The sequence below is a fragment of the Flavobacterium bizetiae genome (assembly GCF_024271895.1).
GTDB lineage: Bacteria > Bacteroidota > Bacteroidia > Flavobacteriales > Flavobacteriaceae > Flavobacterium > Flavobacterium bizetiae.
Genome location: NZ_CP091861.1, coordinates 3,159,649 through 3,179,439, shown reverse-complemented (window position 1 = coordinate 3,179,439; position 19,791 = coordinate 3,159,649). Strand labels below are relative to the sequence as shown.

Here is a 19,791-nt window from a genome sequence, read left to right as displayed (position 1 = left end):
CGCTTATGAGAAATGCTACCTTTTTTAAGATCTATATAGCTTTTAGTATTCTATATCTCATTGTTTTGTTTACAGGACATGAAAACCTTGACCTTTATCTAAAACCTGCTTTGGTACCTTTGTTAGGTTTTGGAGTTTATTTTCATCGAAAATTTCCATCCAAAAATATTCTTTTAAGTGCTTTGCTTTTTTCCTGGATTGGAGATGTTATTTTACTTTTTGCCGATATCGCCGAAATCTATTTTATACTAGGATTGCTCTCTTTTTTAATTGCACATCTTTCTTATTGTGTTCTTTTTAATAAGCAGATCATTGGAGAAATTCAGATTAATAAAATTCTTTTCGCTGTGGGAAGTCTTGTCATTGCCTTTTACTTAACAGCAATGATTTTAGTTTTGATACCAAGGCTGGGCGAATTAAAAATACCTGTTATTATCTATGCTGCAGTAATTTCGACGATGTTATTATTTGCCTTTAATGGTTACTTAATCTGGAAAAAACCGGGCGCTTTGTACATCTTTTTGGGAGCTGTAGCTTTTGTAGCTTCAGATAGTATTCTGGCATTTGATAAATTTTATGCACCAATTCAGAAAAGTTCGTTTTTTATTATGCTCACGTATCTTGTGGCACAATATCTGATTGTAGTGGGTATTGTAAAACTGAATACCAAAAAAGCAGATTAATAGTAGCCCACGGATTTAGCTGGTAAAACTGATTTGCGCTGATTTTTTTAATTTTTAATTATCATAATCTGTTGCAAAAATGCCTGACAGGTTGAATGATTTTTTTTCTTGCAGATTTGGCAGATTTTTTGAATATTTTTAATCCTGTAATCTGTGACAAAAAATAAAAATTAGTAAAAATTCGTGATATTGGTGATCAGAAGAATCAAAAACACTTTTACATTTGTAGTACCAAAATTTTTAAAACCATGAAAAAAATAGCTTTTTATATCCTTTTAATAATTAGTGCAACTTCTTGCGTGAGCACAAGATCTACGTTGAAGAATGTTGATGACAATGCTCCCGATCTGGTTTTAAAGAGAAACAATACGTTTGAAATTAAACTTTTTAGTACCGATAAAAAATACGGTTTTGATCCTGATTATCCGGTTAATATTTTCTTTAGAAATACAAAAGACGAAGCTTTAAATGAAACTCGTTTTTTAAACGCTTTAGCGGGACCAAACGGAGAAAAAATAACTTATATCCGTTTAGAAACCTGTTGTCCCTTCCCTACTAAAAGAAGTGACATGGGTGCAGGATTTTTGAATGTTTACGAATTGAAATGGGAAGGACAAAAGAAACCTATCAAACTATACTTGAACATTTATGAAAAAGGACTTTTGATGGTTCCGATGGGATTGAGCTTGGCTAAGGAATAGTTTTTATATCTAAGAAATTAATAAATAACAATACAGAAATGTTAGGAACAACCCCATTAATTTTAATTATTCTTCCTTTATTATTTCAAATTATAATTGGCAGAAAAGCGATTGGCGAAAGCATATCGCTAAAATTTGGTACTGTGTGCTTCATTAGCTTCTCAGCTCAAATAGTATTATCTATAATAGCTTTTTATGTTGCCTCTTATAATTATAATCTATATTTTGAACAGCATCCAGATTCTTTTAGATGTGGCATGGGTACTCTAGGTCTAATTATGTTTTCTCTTTTGTTAACGATTATTTTGATTATTGTTATAACAATTCAATACTCCATCAAGAGATCTTACGAAAAGTAATTAAGTCCCATTAAAACTACAAAACGGCTTTTACAATTTTGTTTCTTTTTACATGGCAAGGTTTTATTTGAATTTTCATATGCAGAATTTAAAAGAGTTTGGTTTTTCCTGAAATAAAATAATGAAGTCCGTATTTATATTGTAACATAAAAGTACGTTTTATAGAAAAACGAGACAAAGCAATAACATGATAATTATCATTTAAAGGTGTGTTGCAATGTTTTAATATTGCTTTTTTATAAGCCAATATGATTACGTATAAATTATCCTTCAGAACCCATAATCTCACTACATTTTTTAGCCGTGATAGCAGCGGAAATCATTTTTTGAGAAAGCCTGTTTTTTCTGGTTTTGGCAGAGCGACCGGAGGAAGCTCCTGCAAAGACCAAGAAAAAAAGGGTTTAGAGAAAAATATTGCAGCGGATAGCGCGATTAGCTTCTTAAAAAAAACTTAAATCTTCATCTCGTATTCATAAATCATAACTACCTTTGCACTGTCAAAAAATCATATTATGAACATACAACATATTCCACAAATTAAGCATACTGAAAGCGGAAATTTCTTTTTATTGGCGGGCCCTTGCGCTATTGAAGGAGAAGAAATGGCGCTAAGAATTGCTGAAAAATTAGTTGGTATTACCGACAAACTTCAGATTCCTTATGTATTTAAAGGATCATTTAAAAAAGCCAACCGTTCGAGAATTGATAGTTTTTCCGGAATTGGTGACGAAAAAGCATTAAAAATTTTAAGAAAAGTTTCTGAAACTTTTCATGTTCCTACTGTAACAGATATTCATACTAATGAAGATGCTGATATGGCTGCGCAATACGTTGATGTTTTGCAAATTCCTGCGTTTCTTGTTCGCCAGACTGATCTTGTTGTAGCTGCGGCAAATACAGGAAAAGTGGTAAACCTGAAAAAAGGACAATTTATGAGCCCTGAAAGCATGAAACATGCTGTACAAAAGGTATTGGATTGCCAAAACGAAAATGTAATGGTTACAGATCGTGGTACTATGTTTGGTTATCAGGACATGATTGTTGATTTTAGAGGGATTCCTACTATGCAACAATACGCATCTACGGTTCTTGATGTTACTCACTCGTTGCAACAGCCTAACCAAACTGCCGGTGTTACGGGCGGAAGACCTGATATGATCGAAACTGTTGCCAAAGCAGGTATTGCTGTAGGTGTTGATGGTATTTTTATCGAAACTCACTTTGACCCTGCTAATGCAAAAAGCGATGGTGCTAATATGTTGCATTTGGACTATTTTGAAGGTTTAATGACGAAGTTGGTTGCCATTAGAAAAACAGTTAACTCATTTTAATTTTATAATACAATTGCATTGAAAACAAATATTTTATTTTTCTTTCTGGTGTGTTTTTCACTAAACACGTTTGCTCAGGAAGAAATCGCAGTAGAAAGATACACAGCTCATAATAAAGGAAAATTCTTTGTATCGTGGGGAGGAAACAGAGAAAGTTATACTAAATCTGACGTGAATTTTAGAGGTAAAGATTATAATTTTACCGTAGCTAACATGAAAGCGCATGATAAACCAAAAGGATATCATATTGATTATGTAAATCCGGCGAACATGACAATTCCGCAAACGAACTTTAGAATGGGATACTTCTTTAGCGATCATTACAGTGTTTCGATTGGTTGGGATCACATGAAATATGTGATGACTCAAAATCAAATCGCTAATGTTACCGGTAATATTAATTTATCTGCTGATGAGGCTGGATCTTACTACAACGGAGTTTATAATAATACGCCTGTAGATATGTCTCTTCATGGGGCTCAGGAAGGCGGTATTGCGGGTGGTACTCAGGGAAATCCTCCTGCTTTTTTAATGTACGAGCATACTGATGGTTTGAACTACATTAATACTGAGGTTTCGAGACATGATGATATTTCTAAATTGTTTGGTATTACTAATACTGATAAGGTTCAGATTAATTTAACTGAGGGTTTAGGTGCAGGACTTTTATATCCTAAAACTAATACGACTCTTTTAGGAAAAGAACGTCATGATGATTTTCATGTTTCTGGTTATGGTTTATCTGCAAAAGCGGGAATTAATTTTACTTTCTTCAAGTATTTCTACTTGCAAGGTGAGCTAAAAGGTGGTTACATCAACATGCAGGATATTAAAACTACAAGAAGTAATGATGATAGTGCTTCGCAGGACTTTTTCTTCTTTCAGAGAATTATTGCTGTAGGCGGAATCTTTAGAATCTAATATTTCTTAAAATTATATTTAAAAATAGTTATCATTTTGGTAACTATTTTTTTTTGCCTTTTATTTGTTGAGCTTAATAATACGGCACACGGGTTGAACTGATTAAATAGGTTTACACGTTTTTTTTTTTATTTTTTAAAATTCTAATTTTCTAAAAAACATCTGTGTAAACCTGTTTAATCTGCCAAATCTGTGGGCTGTACAACATGAAAATTTAAACATGAAAAAATCAAAATATTTATTTATTGGCATTACATTTTTGTTGAGTTTTGGATGCGCTTTGTTTGTGGCGATGAAGGTTTTTCCGAACAATCCGTTTTCTAAGACAAAAAACAATACAGAGGTTTCTTTGCAAGATAAAATCCAGGATGGAGATCTTATTTTTCAAACTTCAGAATCAAGTCAATGCGAAGCGGTTCGAATTGCTACTAATTCGAAGTTTTCGCATTGCGGAATTATTTATAGCGTAAACGGAAATTTATTTGTTTTTGAAGCCGTTCAGCCTGTAAAACTAACTCGCCTTGAAGATTGGATTGCGCATGGAAAAGATCATAAATATCTCGTAAAAAGACTAAAAAATGCTGACCAGGTATTAACTCCTGCAACATTACAAAAAATGAAGGATTACAGTCAGGTATTTATGGGCAAAGAATATGATGCTTATTTTAATTGGTCGGATAACCGAATTTATTGTTCTGAGTTAATCTGGAAAATTTATAAAAATGGTGCTGGTATCGAATTATCAAAATTAAAGCAATTAAAAGACTTTAATTTAAGTGATCCCAGAGTTCAAAAAATAGTAAAAGAGCGATATGGAAATAACGTTCCACTTGATGAAAAAGTAGTTGCGCCATCAGATTTAGTCGATTCTGATTTATTGAAAACGGTAATTGATACGTACTAATCTTTCTTTATCAATTGGTTCAGAAAAACATTTATAAGATTTTACTTCTGCATTATTTTAGTCAAAATTGTTATTCAACGAATTAAAGCGGCTTTAAACGAAAAACCTTCTAGAATGTTAAAAATATAACATTAATGTAAAATTTTAATATTATTTTAGTAATGTAATTTCAAAATTAGGTTTAATCTATGAACAATAGCGCACCTAACCTTACTAAAAAAACTGTTGATTTTTTCAATCAGTTTGAGGAATTTTTCGATTCTTCTCCAGATTTATTATGCGTAGCAGGATTTGATGGATACTTTAAAAAAGTAAATCCGTCTGTATCGAAATTACTTGAGTTTACCGAAGAAGAATTGTTCTCGAAACCCATAAACGATTTTGTTTTTGAAGATGACAGAATAAGTACATCAAATGCCCGAAAAAATCTAACAAAGAAAATTGGGCTGTATAATTTTGAAAATCGTTATGTAACCAAAAGCGGCAATATCATTTGGTTATTATGGACATCGTTCCCTATACAAAAAGACAAACTTGTTTTTGCTATTGCTAAAAATATTACGTTTAAAAAAGAGCTGGAACAAGAACGCAATGCTCACTTAACAGAGCTTACTAAAATAAATAACGAACTTAAACAGCTAACTTATACGACTGCTCATGATTTGAGATCTCCGGTAAATAATTTACTGGCTGTTTTTGATCTTCTGGATACTTCTACGATAACAGATCCTGAAACGCTTGAACTGATTTCGATTATTGAAATCGCAACGCACAGCTTAAAGAAAACGTTAATTGATCATGTTGCTATTCTGGACAAAAAGAATGAGGAAGATAATCAACTGGAATTATTGAATTTTGATGCGGTTTTAAAAGAAGTTTTGTTTTCGATCAATTCTTTGATTCATAATTCAAAAGCAAAAGTTACAATTGATTTTTCTGAGGTCGAAACGGTTTTGTTTAATAAAACTTCTCTAAAAAGTATTTTTCTGAATTTGATCACAAACTCGATTAAATATTCTAAACCCGGTTCTTTGCCTATTATTAATTTTAATTCGCATCGTTTTAACGGAAGTACACAACTTACCATTACAGACAACGGAATTGGTTTTGATATGGAAAAAGTAAAGGATAAGATTTTTGGATTACATCAAAAATTTAATTCGCGCAAAGACAGCAACGGTATTGGTTTGTATTTGGTTTACAATCATGTCACTAATCTTGGCGGGCATATTTGTCTGGAAAGTAAACTTAACGAGGGCGCAAAATTCACCATTACTTTTAAGGATTGAGTTTTAATTTAAACAAAAAAAGCTATGAGCAAAACCCATAGCTTTCTGTATACTTTATTTTATAATTTAATTTGCAGTTGGAAGAACGATTCCGGTTTGGTCAATTAAATACACTAATGAAGTCATTGTTGCGGCTCCCAGTTCAAGTTCTCTTTTGTTAATGGCATCAAATTTATCATTTGCTGCGTGGTGATAATCAAAGTAACGTTGTGAATCTGGCATTAAACCTGCTTTAACGATCGTTTTAGACGTAATATGATCGATATCTGAACCACTATGCCCTTTTACAAAAGTATTAACAAAATAAGGTTCAAAAAGAGGTGCGAATCCCTGAATCTTTTTAAGGTTAGCATCATCGGCTTCAAGAGAAAAACCTCTTGGTGTAAATCCGCCTGAATCACTTTCGAGAGCAAAAATATGATTCTCGTTCTTTTGCTTTGCTACTTCTTCGTATTTGGCTCCACCTTTTCCGCCGTTTTCTTCATTCATAAACAAAACAACACGAATTGTATTTTTAGGTTTATAGTTTAAGTTTTTTAATATTCGAACTACTTCCATACTTTGCACTACTCCTGCTCCATCGTCATGAGATCCGTCGGCAAGATCCCAAGAATCTAAATGTCCGCCCACTACCATAATATTTTCGGGAGTTACAGTTCCTGTTAGTTCCCCAATTACGTTATGCGACAATACATCCGGCAATGTCTCACAAGATTGTTTGAAATAAAATTTTAAAGATGGATTCGCTTTTAAGGATTTGCTTAACAATTCGGCTCCGTTTGTACTAATTGCAGCGCCCGGAACATATTTATCTTTTGGTAAATCACCATAACTTTGATTTCCTGCGTGGGGAAAATCGTCTAAACGTAAATTTAGTGAGCGAACAATTGCTCCAACAGCTCCTAATTGTCCTGCTTCTTTCGCTCCTATTCTTCTTTGGTCTCCTGCTTCTGAATAAGAATCAAAAGTTCCGACATTTTCAGGGTTCATTGGTCTGTTGAAAAATACAATTTTACCCTTTACTTTATCGCCTAAAGATCTTAATTCGTCGATGCTTTTTACCTCAACAACTTCTGCTGTAATCCCTCCTTTTGGAGTTGCAACTGAAGCTCCCAATGCACAAATTGGCACCACTGTTTTTGTTTTTCCGTCTAAAATATAAGCGGTTTCTTTTTCGCCACGTACCCAATGCGGCACCATAACTTCCTGCAAATATACTTTATCAAGCCCTAAGGTTTCAAGTTGTCTTTTGGTATATTCTACAGCTTGTTCAGCACCTTTAGATCCTGATAAACGGCTTCCAATATCGTTAGACAAATATTCTAACCAGGTATAACATTTGGCTTCTGTTAAAGCTTTTTTATAGAATAATTTAATATTCTTTTCATCATTTGACTGTGCAAACAAGGTCAATCCGTTTAAAACTAAAGCAGTTAAAAGAATCGTTTTTTTCATAAATCTGTGGCATTTTTGGGTTGTCTCACAAAGGAACAAAATTCTTTAGAACTGCCGGAGTTTCTTATGAACTATTCACATAAAAAAAACTCTAATTACAAACCTTGTAGTTTATAATTAGAGTTTTTATGTTTTTAATAAAATAAAACTATTTTACTTCAATAATCTTATTCTTTGTTCCAATTCCATTTTCATTAAAAGCTTCAATAGTAAAGTAATACTTTGCTCCTTTATCTAAGCCTCTAAAATCATAAGAACTATCGCCATACACCATTATACTATTGTATAATTTATCAGGTGAAATTCCGTAATAGATATTGTAACCAATAGCATCAGCTTGCTTTTTCCAGGAAATCATAGCATTTCTTGAGTCGGTTTTATTTCGGTCAACTTTAAAAGAATTAACTGCTTTTGGTTTTTCTAATAATCCGTTTCCGAATACTCTGAAATCTGAAATGGCAAACAAACCTGATGCATTGTGAATGTTTTCCATTTTGATGTAACGTGCTTTAATCGATTTTGTCAACTCTACATAATCATGAGGAACATCTTTATCATTTTTAGATTTATCTACTACTAAAGTCCAATTTTGAGCATCATCTGACATGAAGATTTTATATTGATAATAAATATCCATTGCCTTGTTGTATTGTGTTGCTTTATGATCGGCATAATTAATCTGCAATGCTTTAATTTCCATTTGGCGGCCTAAATCCATTTGAAGCCATTCTCCCGGATCACCAGTTTTAGCAGACCAATACGTTTGAATATCTTCGTCTGTCAAATTATTCGGCCCGTAACAAAATTTCTCATATACTTTTTTACCGCCAGTATCAACTCTGTGCGTTTGCACTTCCATACATTCTTCTGAAGAAGATACGGTTACCGTTTTTTTATATGAAAGTAACATCCATCCTGATGAAGCGCCTTTTGTTTGATCGCGTTCAGCTGTTGGAAGCGTTATTGGAAAATCACCGTAAGAAGTGATAGAATACATTACATCATCTTTGTCAAAACCAGCAGGGAACATATCAATGCGGCGCTCAAAACGATCTTTAATCGAAATTTTACAAGTTCCCGTATTCCAGTAATTACCATAATTATCTGCAAAAGTATTTCCGTGTCCTGCTCCAATTACAAATCCTCCCGGTTTATAAGACATTGGATTGTGTTTTTGATAAACAAAAGGTCCTAACGGATTATCCCCAACATGAACACCATTTGCGTAACCTTTAAATTCAGTAGCCGGAGCTCCGTATTGCATATAATATTTTCCGTTGTGTTTTGTCATCCAGGCACCTTCTATAAAATCTCCCCAAGGTGCAGGTTCCATATCATTATTAGGTCCAAAACGTTCCCAACCATGGTTTTTAGGATCTAACCCCACAACTTCTTTAATTTGTCCGTACGGACGTTGAATATCTTCTACTTCAGTTGCTGCATATAGTTGTGCATAATCTGCCTGATTTCCTACTGGTAGCCAGGTTTTATAATCTACTTCGGTTCCTACAAGAGGTAATTTTCCGCTTGAGCCATAGTACATATAGACTTTTTTGTCATCATCCTGAAATATAGCAGGATCCCAGGTTGGCAACATAGCTTTATCTACATGACGTAACCATCTTCCTGATTTAGGATCGGCAGTTTTCCAAACCGGATGATCTTTTTTCCAGGTTGAACCTACATAAAATAAAGTATCATTTACAACCCATGCAGCAGGCGCACATTGATCATCATCCCCTGGCTGTCTTTGAAAACTTCCGTAGACAAAATTCCAATCCGACATATCTTTGCTCCAAAAGAACCCAGCCTGATTGGTAGCAAATAAATAATACTCTCCTTTATAGGTAATAATTACTGGATCTGCGCTTGAACGGCGAGATTCAGGAATTCCATTATGATTGTGAGTGGTATAATTGTACCCAATATTAATAGGATTACAATAGGTAGATGCAGTTTTATTAGGATCAAACCATTCCGTTTTGCCAGGAGTACTGTTTTTTTGTGCTGAGATATTGATATTAAATCCTATCACAAGCAACAAAAGCGATATAGACGATAGTTTATACATTTCTTTTATTTTTATTTTTAAATAAGCTTATCAGTGTGCAAAAGCTATTTATTATTCTTTATTCTTTCTTCCAATAATTCAGGTTCATTGGTCGTGATATAATCAAATTTATTCTTGATAATCCAATCCATATCAGCAGCTTCATTCACTGTCCAGGCATTTAGAATGATATTATTTTCTTTTGCTTCTTTAATCCATTCAGGATGTTTTTTAAAGAATGAATAATGATAATCAACGCCATTAATATGGTCTGCTTTTACTTCTACCGGAGATTTATTTCCTTCTAAATATTGCAAAATTGCTTTTTGGTCAACTTGTCTGATTTGCTTTAGAATTTCATAATCAAAACTAATATAGCAGGTGTTTTTGTCTGCCTTTAGTTTTTTGATGGTTTCAACCGTCATCAATGCTGTCTTTTTTCCTCTTTCTTTACTTATTTCAGAAGGCTTGATTTCACAAACCAAAAGTGTTTGCTTATTGTTCTTTTTGCCTTCAGTAATATACTCGTGTAAAGTAGGCAGCTTCTCTCCGTTTGAAAGTTTAAACTTTATCAAATCAGCATAATTTGTTTCTTCTATAAGCAGTTTGTTAAAATGTGCATCGTGATTAATTATCAGCGAGTCATCGGCTGTTCGCCAAACGTCAAATTCTGAACCTGCCAATTTTAAATCAATAGCATGTCTTAAAGCAGCAATTGAGTTCTCTGGCAAATTATTTTTTTTCCATGCTCCACGATGTGCTACAATAGCATTCTTTTTTGTGCTGCAAGAAGAAAAAACGGCAACAGTAATTATGAAAAGAAATGCGTAAAATATTTTAGTTGTATTCATTGTATAGAAATTAAGATTTGTATTTTTTAATTAGTGAGATCGAATTTACTTACAAAATAGAGATGTCAAAGCTAAAAAAAAGCCCTCCGAACTAACAACGAAGGGCCAATCAATAATAAATAAACCAACTATTTAGTTAACTCAAAACTAACTTTCTTATCGGCATTTGAATTTCCTCCAACGAAAACATCAAACTGCCCAGGTTCTGCTACAAATTGTAAATCAGAATTATAAAATTTTAAATCTTCAACTGTGATATCAAAAGTCACGGTTTGTTTTTCACCTTTTTTAAGTGTAATTTTTTGGAAGTTTTTCAGTTCTCTAACTGGTCTTGTTACTGAACCAACTAAATCTCTAATGTATAACTGAACTGTTTCTTTTCCGTCATAATTTCCTGTATTGGCAACATCAACTGTTACTTTTAATTTTCCGGCAGCATTCATTTTATCAGATGAAATTTTCAAGTTTGAATACTCAAAAGAAGTATAACTTAATCCGAAACCAAATGGGAATAATGGCTCATTTCTTTCGTCGATATAGTTCGATCTGAATTTTTCGAATTTACCTTCTGTGTTAGAAAGTGGTCTTCCTGTATTTTTGTGAGCATAGTAAATTGGCAATTGACCAACGCTTCTAGGGAAAGTTGAAGTTAATTTTCCAGAAGGGTTTACATCTCCAAATAAAACATCAGCAATAGCATAACCTGCTTCACTACCAGCAAACCAAACATTTAAAATTGCAGGAACAGTTTCGTTTTCTTCTTTAATTACTAACGGACGTCCGTCGAATAAAACTAATACAACTGGTTTTCCTGTTTTTAATAATGCATTTAATAAATCTTTTTGAGCTTGAGGAATTTCTAAATTCGTACGGCTGCTTGATTCTCCACTTAATTCAGCAGATTCTCCTAAAGCTGCTACAATAACATCTGATTGATTCGCAACTTTTAAAGCTTCAGCTAATAATTCTTCTTTTGAACGACCATCACGGTGTAATGTTTTTCCAAACATTGTAGCATTAGTTTCAAAAGTTTCATCGTAATCTAAATTACTTCCTTTTGCATATAATACTTTTGTAGAAGGTCCTGCTACTTCTTTGATTCCTGCTAATAATGAAATAGCATTTTCCATTTTTGTAGCAACACTCCATGTTCCCGGCATATTTTCTTTTGCATCTGCCAATGGCCCGATCAAAGCAATAGTTCCTGATTTTTTAAGTGGCAATATCTGACCTTGATTTTTTAATAAAACCAATGATTGTGCAGCAATTGATCTTGCTTCTTTTCTGCTGCCTGATGTGAAAATTTCTGTTTTAGCTCTTTTTTCATCACAATATTTATAAGGATCGCTAAACAATCCTAAATCGTATTTAGCTTCAAGAATAAGTTTTACAGCATTATCGATTGTTTCGATAGTTACTTTTTTCTCATCCAATGATTTTTTCAAAGTAGTTAAGAAACCTTCTCCAACCATGTCCATCTCAACACCTGCATTTAGAGACAAAGCAGAAACTGCTTGTAAATCACCCATTCCGTGCTCGATCATTTCAGGAATTCCTGTAAAATCAGTTACTACGAAACCTTTAAAGCCCCATTGTTTTCTTAAAACATCTGTCATTAACCATTTGTTTCCAGTTGCAGGGATTCCGTCAATTTCGTTAAAAGAAGCCATAACAGATCCTACACCAGCGTCAACAGCTGCTTTGTAAGGAGGAAAATAGTCATTAAACATTCTGATATGACTCATATCAACAGTGTTGTAATCACGACCTCCTTCAGGAGCACCATATAAAGCGAAGTGTTTTACACAGGCCAAAATCGAATTGTTTTTTGAAAGATCGTGTTGTTGGTATCCGTTTACCATTGCAGTTGCAATTCGGCTTCCTAGGTACGGATCTTCACCAGAACCTTCAGAAACTCTTCCCCAACGAGGATCGCGAGAAACATCTACCATTGGAGAGAATGTCCAGTTGATACCATCTGCACTTGCTTCCTGAGCAGCAATTTGAGCACTTCTTTCAATTAATCCCATATCCCAAGTACAAGATAATCCTAACGGAATTGGAAATGTTGTTTCGTAACCGTGAATAACATCCATACCAAAAATCAATGGAATTTTTAAACGGCTTTTTTCAACAGCGATTTTTTGTACTTCTTTAATTTTTTGAACAGATTTTATATTGAATAAACCTCCAACTTTACCTTCAGCAATTTTTGTAGCCACGTCAGAACTATTTGCCTGTCCTGTAGTAATATCTCCAGAAGTTGGTAAATTAAGTTGACCTAATTTTTCATCTAATGTCATTTTCGACATTAACTCAGCTACAAACTCTGACCTTGGTTTAATTTTTACTGTATTCTTAGTATTCTTTTTCTGGGCATAACCCAAAACAGCACATCCTAAAAATAGTAAGACTAATTTGTTTTTCATTCTATTATATTTATTTGTTCGTATTCGTTTTCATTTGTTTAAACATCCAGTCATAAATTTCAGGATTGTCATAAACTCTCGACCAGCTATCGTGGCCTGCATCATCAAAAATGGTTAATTGTACATCTTTGGCATTGCACTTTTTTAGTTCTTTGTAAATGTTGATCGCATAATCAACCTTTACTACATCATCCAATAATCCATGAAAAATTCTGGTTGGAATATTGGCAATTTTACAAGCACTTTCTAATTCGATCAAATCAACAAAACCTGAAATAGGTACAATTGCTGCAAATTTATCGGGATATGATAATGCTAAATTCCATGCTGCCCAACCTCCGGAACTTAAACCGGTAACATATATTCTGTCAGGATCTATTTTGTTTTCCTTTTGAATTTTTAATATCAATTCATGAATCGATTCAATATTCCAATTTTCGTCTTCTTTGCATTGAGGAGCTAAAACATACGCATCTAACTGATTTGTTTTGAGATATTTTAAAGGGCCATTGATTTTTACTTTTTCAATGTCCGTTCCTTTTTCTCCATCGCCTGAAATAAAAACTATTAATGGCTTCTTATCTTTTGTATTGGCCGGTTTATGTAATGCATAAGCCAATTCATAATTGGTTACTATTACTGTTTTTATTTTTCCGGTTGTTTCGCTTTGTGCAAAACTCACTACAGAAAATAACAGAACGATTAATGCTATTTTATACTTCATTCGAAATATTATTGAATTCCGTATTTTCCTGATTTAAAACCAAGTTTAACTAAACCTTGTTTTACTTCTGGTGCATTCATAAATAATTTCCATAATAAACCAGTGCGGTAATTTTCGATCATAACCACTTCTGGTCCCTGATCAATTGCTAAATAACGTTTTGCAACCCAGTTATTATTACCCAGACTCAAGGCATCATAAAAACCTGCTTCTCCCCAAGTTAGATCTTTATGATTATCATAAAGATTTCTGATTACAGCCATAGATTCTTTTGGCGTATATACAATTGAACTTATTGCTGCTGTTGGAGAAATTACTTGCTGATCATTACTTGGCATGTGTGCATTGTAACCAATAGAACCATCAGGATTTCTGGAATAAGATGCTGTTAGTCCCCAATAATCAGGTCCGTAACCTTTAACTTTTCCAGGATTTTCTACACAGTATTCGTAATTTATTTTTGTTTGATTAACATTCAAATCCCAATAATTTGCATACTTGTCTGTTAATTGATTTGGATCAAGTCCTACATAAGAATAATGAGCCCAGAATAAAGGTCCGCCGTATTCTTCTGCTCCATTATGTTTTAGAACTAACGGAATATTAAATTTTGTTTTTGAAGAAACAATTCCGCCACTTCTCGCCCAACCTTCGTGATACGCTTTTGCATCAATTGAATGTGTTGGCGAAGATGCTGCCAATACATAAGTGATTAAACACTCGTTATATCCCTCAAGTGGGAAATTCATTTGCCAGGCATAAGAAGGCGACCAGTGCCAGTACAATACATTTTTATTATTAGTGTACCATTGCCAGTCAACACCTTTCCAAAGTGCATCATATTTTTGAGCAACAGCTTTTTCGTTCTCGGAACCATCTTTAAGATACTCACGAACTGTAATCATTCCCGCAACCAAAAATGAAGTTTCGACTAAATCTCCACCATTATCCTTGGTTCCAAAAGGCTTTACTTTTCCTGTATTTCCGTCAATCCAGTGTGACCATGCTCCATGAAAACGGTCTGCTTTGCCTAAAAAATCAGCAATTTTGTTAAGTCTCTCTACTCCTTGCTCTTTTGTAATGTAACCTTGAGACATACCAGAAACCAATGCCATTAATCCAAAACCTGATCCACCTGTTGTTACTATATTAGCATCATTTTCAGGATAAACTCCATCAGGATGGTATCTTTCTCTTGCTAACCCGGAATTCGGTTCAGCGTAATCCCAAAAATATTTAAAAGTTTGTTTTTGAACAGTTGCTAAAAGTTCTTCATCTGTTAATTTTACAGTTGTAACATTTTCTCCCTCATTTTCTTTTGATTTATCAGAATTAGATCCGCAACCAAAAAGACTAAAAACTAATAATAAAACTGAAATTCTAACCATTATAAAAAAATTTAAAAACAATTAATAAAAATCACTCCCTTCCTGAGAAGGGAGCGATTTTGAAAATTTTAATTAATAACCACCTGGATTTTGTTGAGAAAGTCCACCTGCTTCTCTTATGAATGAAGTTGGTATAGGCCATAACTCATGTTTTCCAACAATAAAAGTTTTACCATCTGCTGCCATAGCAGCTTGAGCTTGTCCAGTTCTGATAAGATCAAACCATCTGTCATGTTCAAAAGCCATTTCTACTCTTCTTTCTTTCCAAATTGCAGTTCTTACATCTGATTGAGATACTGCAGGAGTACTGCCAAGATGAGCTCTGAGTCTAACTGCATTTAATAATGGAATAGCATCATCAGTTTGTCCTAATTCATTTAATGCTTCCGCTTTCATTAATAAAACTTCTGCATAACGTAAATATCTTAGGTTTGTATCTGTAAATTCTAAATTATAAAAAGCTGAAGAATATGCTTTATAATTGTACATAGGATTACTTACCGTTGATGCCACTACTCTACCATCATATAAAGTTGAGCCTCTAAAAATAATAGTAGCATTTTTTCTAACATCACCAGCTTCGTATGCATCTGCCAAACCTTGAGTTGGTGTATTGAAACCCCAACCCCATCCTCCAGCACCACGAGGCGCTTGAGAAACTGTATAATTTCCAATTCCAAATCCTGGAGCAGTTGGTGAACCAATTCCGTTGATTTCAAAAATAGATTCAGAACCAAATTCTCCTTCTTTTTTATACTGTAAAGAATAATCTGAAACTAGAGAATAACCTGTTACTTTATTACAATTATCAACTACGTTTTGCCATTTTTTCTGGTATAAACTAACTTTAGCTAATAAAGCATATGCTGATCCTTTAGAAACTCTCGCTACATCAGAACCTGAATAAGCAGATTTTAAAGGTAATGCCTCAATTGCATCATTTAAATCTTTTTCAATAAAAGCATATACATCAGCAGCTGATCTACGTGTTAATTGCATTTCTTTATCTGCCTGAGAGATTGGAACAGGAGATATATGGTCTACAATAGGAACTCCACCATATCCTTTTACCAAAGTAAAATACATAAAAGCTCTTAAAAACTTCGCTTCTCCTTCTAATCTAGTCTTTAAAGCAGGTGTTACCTGATCTAATTTTGGCAACATATATAATGCTTGATTAGCTCTGTTGATACCAGCATAATTATAGTCCCAAATACTTTGAAAAGAAGGTGTCGAAGCATTATAATCTAAAGCATCAATTACAGCTTTATCAACACCTGTATCTCCCGGATCTGAACCTTTATCGGCATCATCTGTAATAATACTTGTTACAGCATTCCAGGCAAAAGAAGACATATCCCAAGCTAAAAATGTATTGTAGATTGCATCAACCATTGTCGTTGCTCCTTCATCACTATTAACTTGATCAGGCTCACCTGGTACGTTTTTAGTTTGATCTACATCTAAAAAATCATCTGAACATCCAGCCATAAATAATGCTGAAAGTATAAAAAATGATATATATAATTTTTTCATAATATTAAAATTTTAAATTAGCCCCAATAATAAATGTCTTTAATGCTGGGTAAGCATCTAACTCAACTCCCTGAGTTCCAGAAACCAATTCTCCATCTCCCAATACCTCAGGTGAAAAACCTGAAAATTTCTGAGTAATAAATGGGTTCATAGCATTTACATAAATCCTACAGTAACTTAAAAAACTATTTTCTTTAATTGGTAATTTATAACCTAAAGTAATATTATTAATTCTAAAGAAATCTGCAGATTCTAAATAGTAAGTTGATGCAACAGGAATCACATTAAATGGAGCCGGATTTGATGACTCTTTATTTGTTTGTGAGTAGAAATCATTTGTCATTGAAGCTTCTACATTTTCCCCATAAAAACGTTGTGCCTTTTTACCATTATAAACTTTTGCACCACCAGTACCATAACCGTCAACAGAGAAATCAATATTTTTATAAGTTACACCAAGAGTAACTCCATAATTAGCTGTTGGCAAGACTGAACCTACATATTTTCTATCACGGGTTTTATCTAAATCACCCTGAGGAACTGCATCACCATCAGCATTGAAATACACCATCTCTCCGTTTACTGTGCCAGCATATTCATACATATAAAAACTACCAAGAGGTTGTCCTACTGATGTATTATCAAGTATTTTAGTAGTTTCACCATTTCCTAATGAACCTCCATTAATTGTAGCTAAACGTACATCTTTAAGACTTGTAAGCTCATTTTTATTATGAGAGAAATTACCTCCTATCCAGTAACTCAAATTATCATTAATTTTATCATCCCAACGCAATGAAATTTCATAACCTTTATTTGAAACTTCACCAACATGTGTTGGAGATACTGCCGTGATACCAGAAGTTGAATATGGTCTAGAATTCAGGATTGCATTTGTAGTGTTTTTATTATAAACATCAAAAGATCCTTTTAATCTATTGTCTAATAATTCAACATCTAAACCTGCAGAAGCTTCTTCTACGATTTCCCAAGTTAAATTAGGATCGATTTGCGCAATAATACTTTGACCAGAACCATCATTGTAATTTAGACCAGAAGTAAAATATGCTCTGTTAAGTGGCACTTTTTGATTTCCTAATTTACCCCATGAACCTCTTAATTTTAATAGATTTAATGCTTTTACATCAGATAAAAAACTTTCTTTAGTAACAATCCAACCTAAACCAACAGATGGGAATGTTCCCCAACGATAATCACCTGAATAATTAGAAGAACCATCTCGTCTAACTGTTCCTGTTAGTAAATATCTATCCATCAACTTATATTGAAAACGTCCAAAATAAGAAGCTAATCTTTCCTCATTATCATTAACAGCTGCATAATTAGTTACTCCTCCATTCTGTGCATATGGATAACCATCTAAAGCCCAAAAATTACTGTTTGGATTCACATTTTTAATATCTGCAGTTGTTTTACTTCTAGTTCCTCTTACGTTAGCTTCAACACCAGCTGTGATTTCAACATCATGAATTTGACCAAAAACTTTATTATAAGTTAAATAGTTTGATAAATTCCAATTGAAATAGTCATCTGTATTTCTTGTTAAAGTATTTTTATTAGAACTTTTGTCGTAATTTACTGCGTTTCTGGTTGGATCTGCAGCTAACCATGTAGCAACATTATCAACAAAATTATATTGTTTGTAATTGAAATATTCTCCGTTAAACTGCGAAGTAAATTTTAATGATTTAGTAATATCAAAATCTAATTTTAAACCACCTTGCAGAACAACAGTTTTTTGTTGTTCATCATTTAAATCTAAAGTAGCAACAGCATTTCCTACTGAATTGAATGCGTCACCGGTTTCGGCTGCAACTCCATTTGAAATAAATGGTACACCATATTTCCCATCAGCATAACGTACAGGAACTAAAGGTGATTGTCTGTAAGCAGTAGTAAAAGCACTTAAAGGTTTTGGTGTATTTTTAATAGAGGTAACACTAAAATTTTGACTTACTTTAAGTCTATCAGAAACTTTATATTCATTATTACTTCTAAAAGTTGTACGACCATAATCAGTACCATTTAAAATACCTTTTTCTTCATAGTTACCAATACTCATAAAGTATTTAATGTTTTCTGAAGATCCTGAGAGAGAGATATTATTTTGGGAATAAGTTCCTGTTCTGGTTATCTCATCCATCCAATTTGTATTATAAGGCTGATTTAAAGAAAATCTTCCTGCAGGATATTGAGCACTAAAAGCAGCATTATTATATTTAATGTATTGATCAGCGTCGGCCATTTTTACCTTTTTCAAAGGTGTTCTGAAACCAGTAAAGCTTTCAATTTCAACATTCATTTTCCCTTTTCCGGTTTTTGTAGTAATCATGATTACACCATTTGCTCCTCTCGTTCCATAAATAGCTAATGAAGAAGCATCTTTCAAAATTTCATAAGATGTTATGTCATTAGTATTGATGTTATTAATATTGTCAGTAGGCATGCCGTCAACAACATAGAGAGGATTTCTTCCTCCTAATGCCGTACCAACTCCTCTAATAACAATTGAAGGTGTACTACCTGGTGCATCTGAAGTAGCTACCTGAACCCCCGCTGCTTTTCCCTGGATAGCTTGCGAAGCATTCATCACTTTCATTTTGGTAATTTCTTCAGATTTAATTGAGCTTACCGCTGAAGTATTGTCAATTTTCTTTCTGGTTCCATAACCAATTACAACAACTTCTTTTAAGGCTGTATCTTCAGCGTCTTTTAAAGTAATTGTCATCGGCGCGGCAGTTGCCGGTACAGAAACCGCATCAAAACCTAGCATTGAGACTTTTAATATGTCTCCAGGTTTTGCATTGATTGTAAAGTTTCCGTCAAAATCTGCATCAGTAGTTGCTCTGGCATCCGAAGAAGCAATAATTGCCCCAGGAATTCCCATTCCGCTACTGTCTACTACTTTTCCTTTAATTGCCTGACCAGACATATATGCCGGTAATAGCAAAAGTGCTAAAAAGCTAAAAATAAAATTTTTCATACAGTTTGTAATCATTTAAGTTAGTGAAGCCAAATTACGCAATTACAACGTTGTAGTACATCATAAACCACTACAGCATAGCTACATCATTGTGTTAAATTTTATTCATATCAACATGATTATCAGCATGATAAATGTTAATATTTTTTCTTTAACACTACATTAT

General features: G+C 33.5%; 15 protein-coding genes. 6 read left to right on the top strand and 9 right to left on the bottom strand.

The genetic code is table 11. The annotated features are described in order from the left end of the window. The first annotated feature begins 5 nt into the window (after positions 1 to 5). Positions 6 to 683 carry a lysoplasmalogenase gene (locus L0669_RS13810; RefSeq protein ID WP_263758274.1) on the top strand — a complete coding sequence of 226 codons (678 nt, stop codon included), beginning with the start codon at positions 6 to 8 and terminating at the stop codon, positions 681 to 683. 248 nt (positions 684 to 931) lie between these two features. Next, positions 932 to 1,384, top strand: coding sequence for a 2-dehydro-3-deoxyphosphooctonate aldolase (locus L0669_RS13805; protein ID WP_263758272.1), 453 nt, complete (start codon positions 932 to 934; stop codon positions 1,382 to 1,384). A 447-nt stretch (positions 1,385 to 1,831) separates the two neighbouring features. Here L0669_RS13805 and L0669_RS13800 read toward each other — a convergent pair whose 3' ends face one another. After that, the gene (locus L0669_RS13800; protein ID WP_263758270.1) at positions 1,832 to 2,032 is read right to left on the bottom strand and encodes a hypothetical protein; all 201 of its coding nucleotides are present in this window, start codon (positions 2,030 to 2,032) and stop codon (positions 1,832 to 1,834) included. A gap of 223 nt (positions 2,033 to 2,255) precedes the next feature. On the opposite strand from L0669_RS13800, the gene kdsA reads away from it, so the two are divergent. From kdsA to L0669_RS13780, 4 genes are all read left to right on the top strand, one after another. Beyond that, positions 2,256 to 3,074 carry a 3-deoxy-8-phosphooctulonate synthase gene (kdsA, locus tag L0669_RS13795; RefSeq protein ID WP_055097995.1) on the top strand — a complete coding sequence of 273 codons (819 nt, stop codon included), beginning with the start codon at positions 2,256 to 2,258 and terminating at the stop codon, positions 3,072 to 3,074. Positions 3,075 to 3,092: 18 nt separating this feature from the next. Continuing rightward, the gene (locus L0669_RS13790) at positions 3,093 to 3,995 is read left to right on the top strand and encodes a hypothetical protein (protein ID WP_263758268.1); all 903 of its coding nucleotides are present in this window, start codon (positions 3,093 to 3,095) and stop codon (positions 3,993 to 3,995) included. Between the two features lie 220 nt (positions 3,996 to 4,215). Next, complete coding sequence (locus L0669_RS13785; protein WP_263758267.1) at positions 4,216 to 4,899, top strand: YiiX family permuted papain-like enzyme; 684 nt, start codon at positions 4,216 to 4,218, stop codon at positions 4,897 to 4,899. A 188-nt stretch (positions 4,900 to 5,087) separates the two neighbouring features. Next, positions 5,088 to 6,188, top strand: a complete 1,101-nt coding sequence (locus L0669_RS13780; protein ID WP_263758266.1) for a PAS domain-containing sensor histidine kinase — start codon at positions 5,088 to 5,090, stop codon at positions 6,186 to 6,188. A 66-nt stretch (positions 6,189 to 6,254) separates the two neighbouring features. Here the strand turns inward: L0669_RS13780 and L0669_RS13775 are convergent, their stop codons facing one another. From L0669_RS13775 to L0669_RS13740, 8 genes are all read right to left on the bottom strand, one after another. Further along, a complete protein-coding gene (locus L0669_RS13775; RefSeq protein WP_263758264.1) occupies positions 6,255 to 7,643 on the bottom strand; it encodes a M20/M25/M40 family metallo-hydrolase in 1,389 nt (462 codons plus the stop codon). Between the two features lie 148 nt (positions 7,644 to 7,791). Then, a complete protein-coding gene (locus L0669_RS13770; protein WP_263758263.1) occupies positions 7,792 to 9,714 on the bottom strand; it encodes a discoidin domain-containing protein in 1,923 nt (640 codons plus the stop codon). 44 nt (positions 9,715 to 9,758) lie between these two features. Next, a complete protein-coding gene (locus L0669_RS13765; RefSeq protein ID WP_263758262.1) occupies positions 9,759 to 10,544 on the bottom strand; it encodes a glycerophosphodiester phosphodiesterase family protein in 786 nt (261 codons plus the stop codon). A 128-nt stretch (positions 10,545 to 10,672) separates the two neighbouring features. Then, the gene (gene bglX, locus L0669_RS13760; protein ID WP_263758261.1) at positions 10,673 to 12,973 is read right to left on the bottom strand and encodes a beta-glucosidase BglX; all 2,301 of its coding nucleotides are present in this window, start codon (positions 12,971 to 12,973) and stop codon (positions 10,673 to 10,675) included. 10 nt (positions 12,974 to 12,983) lie between these two features. Beyond that, positions 12,984 to 13,697, bottom strand: coding sequence for a carboxylesterase family protein (locus L0669_RS13755; protein ID WP_263758260.1), 714 nt, complete (start codon positions 13,695 to 13,697; stop codon positions 12,984 to 12,986). 8 nt (positions 13,698 to 13,705) lie between these two features. After that, complete coding sequence (locus L0669_RS13750; RefSeq protein WP_263758259.1) at positions 13,706 to 15,085, bottom strand: glucoamylase family protein; 1,380 nt, start codon at positions 15,083 to 15,085, stop codon at positions 13,706 to 13,708. A 72-nt stretch (positions 15,086 to 15,157) separates the two neighbouring features. Beyond that, positions 15,158 to 16,621 carry a RagB/SusD family nutrient uptake outer membrane protein gene (locus L0669_RS13745; protein WP_263758258.1) on the bottom strand — a complete coding sequence of 488 codons (1,464 nt, stop codon included), beginning with the start codon at positions 16,619 to 16,621 and terminating at the stop codon, positions 15,158 to 15,160. 4 nt (positions 16,622 to 16,625) lie between these two features. Next, positions 16,626 to 19,625 (bottom strand): SusC/RagA family TonB-linked outer membrane protein, encoded by a 3,000-nt coding sequence (locus tag L0669_RS13740; protein WP_263758257.1) that lies wholly within the window; start codon positions 19,623 to 19,625, stop codon positions 16,626 to 16,628. Positions 19,626 to 19,791: the final 166 nt, after the last annotated feature.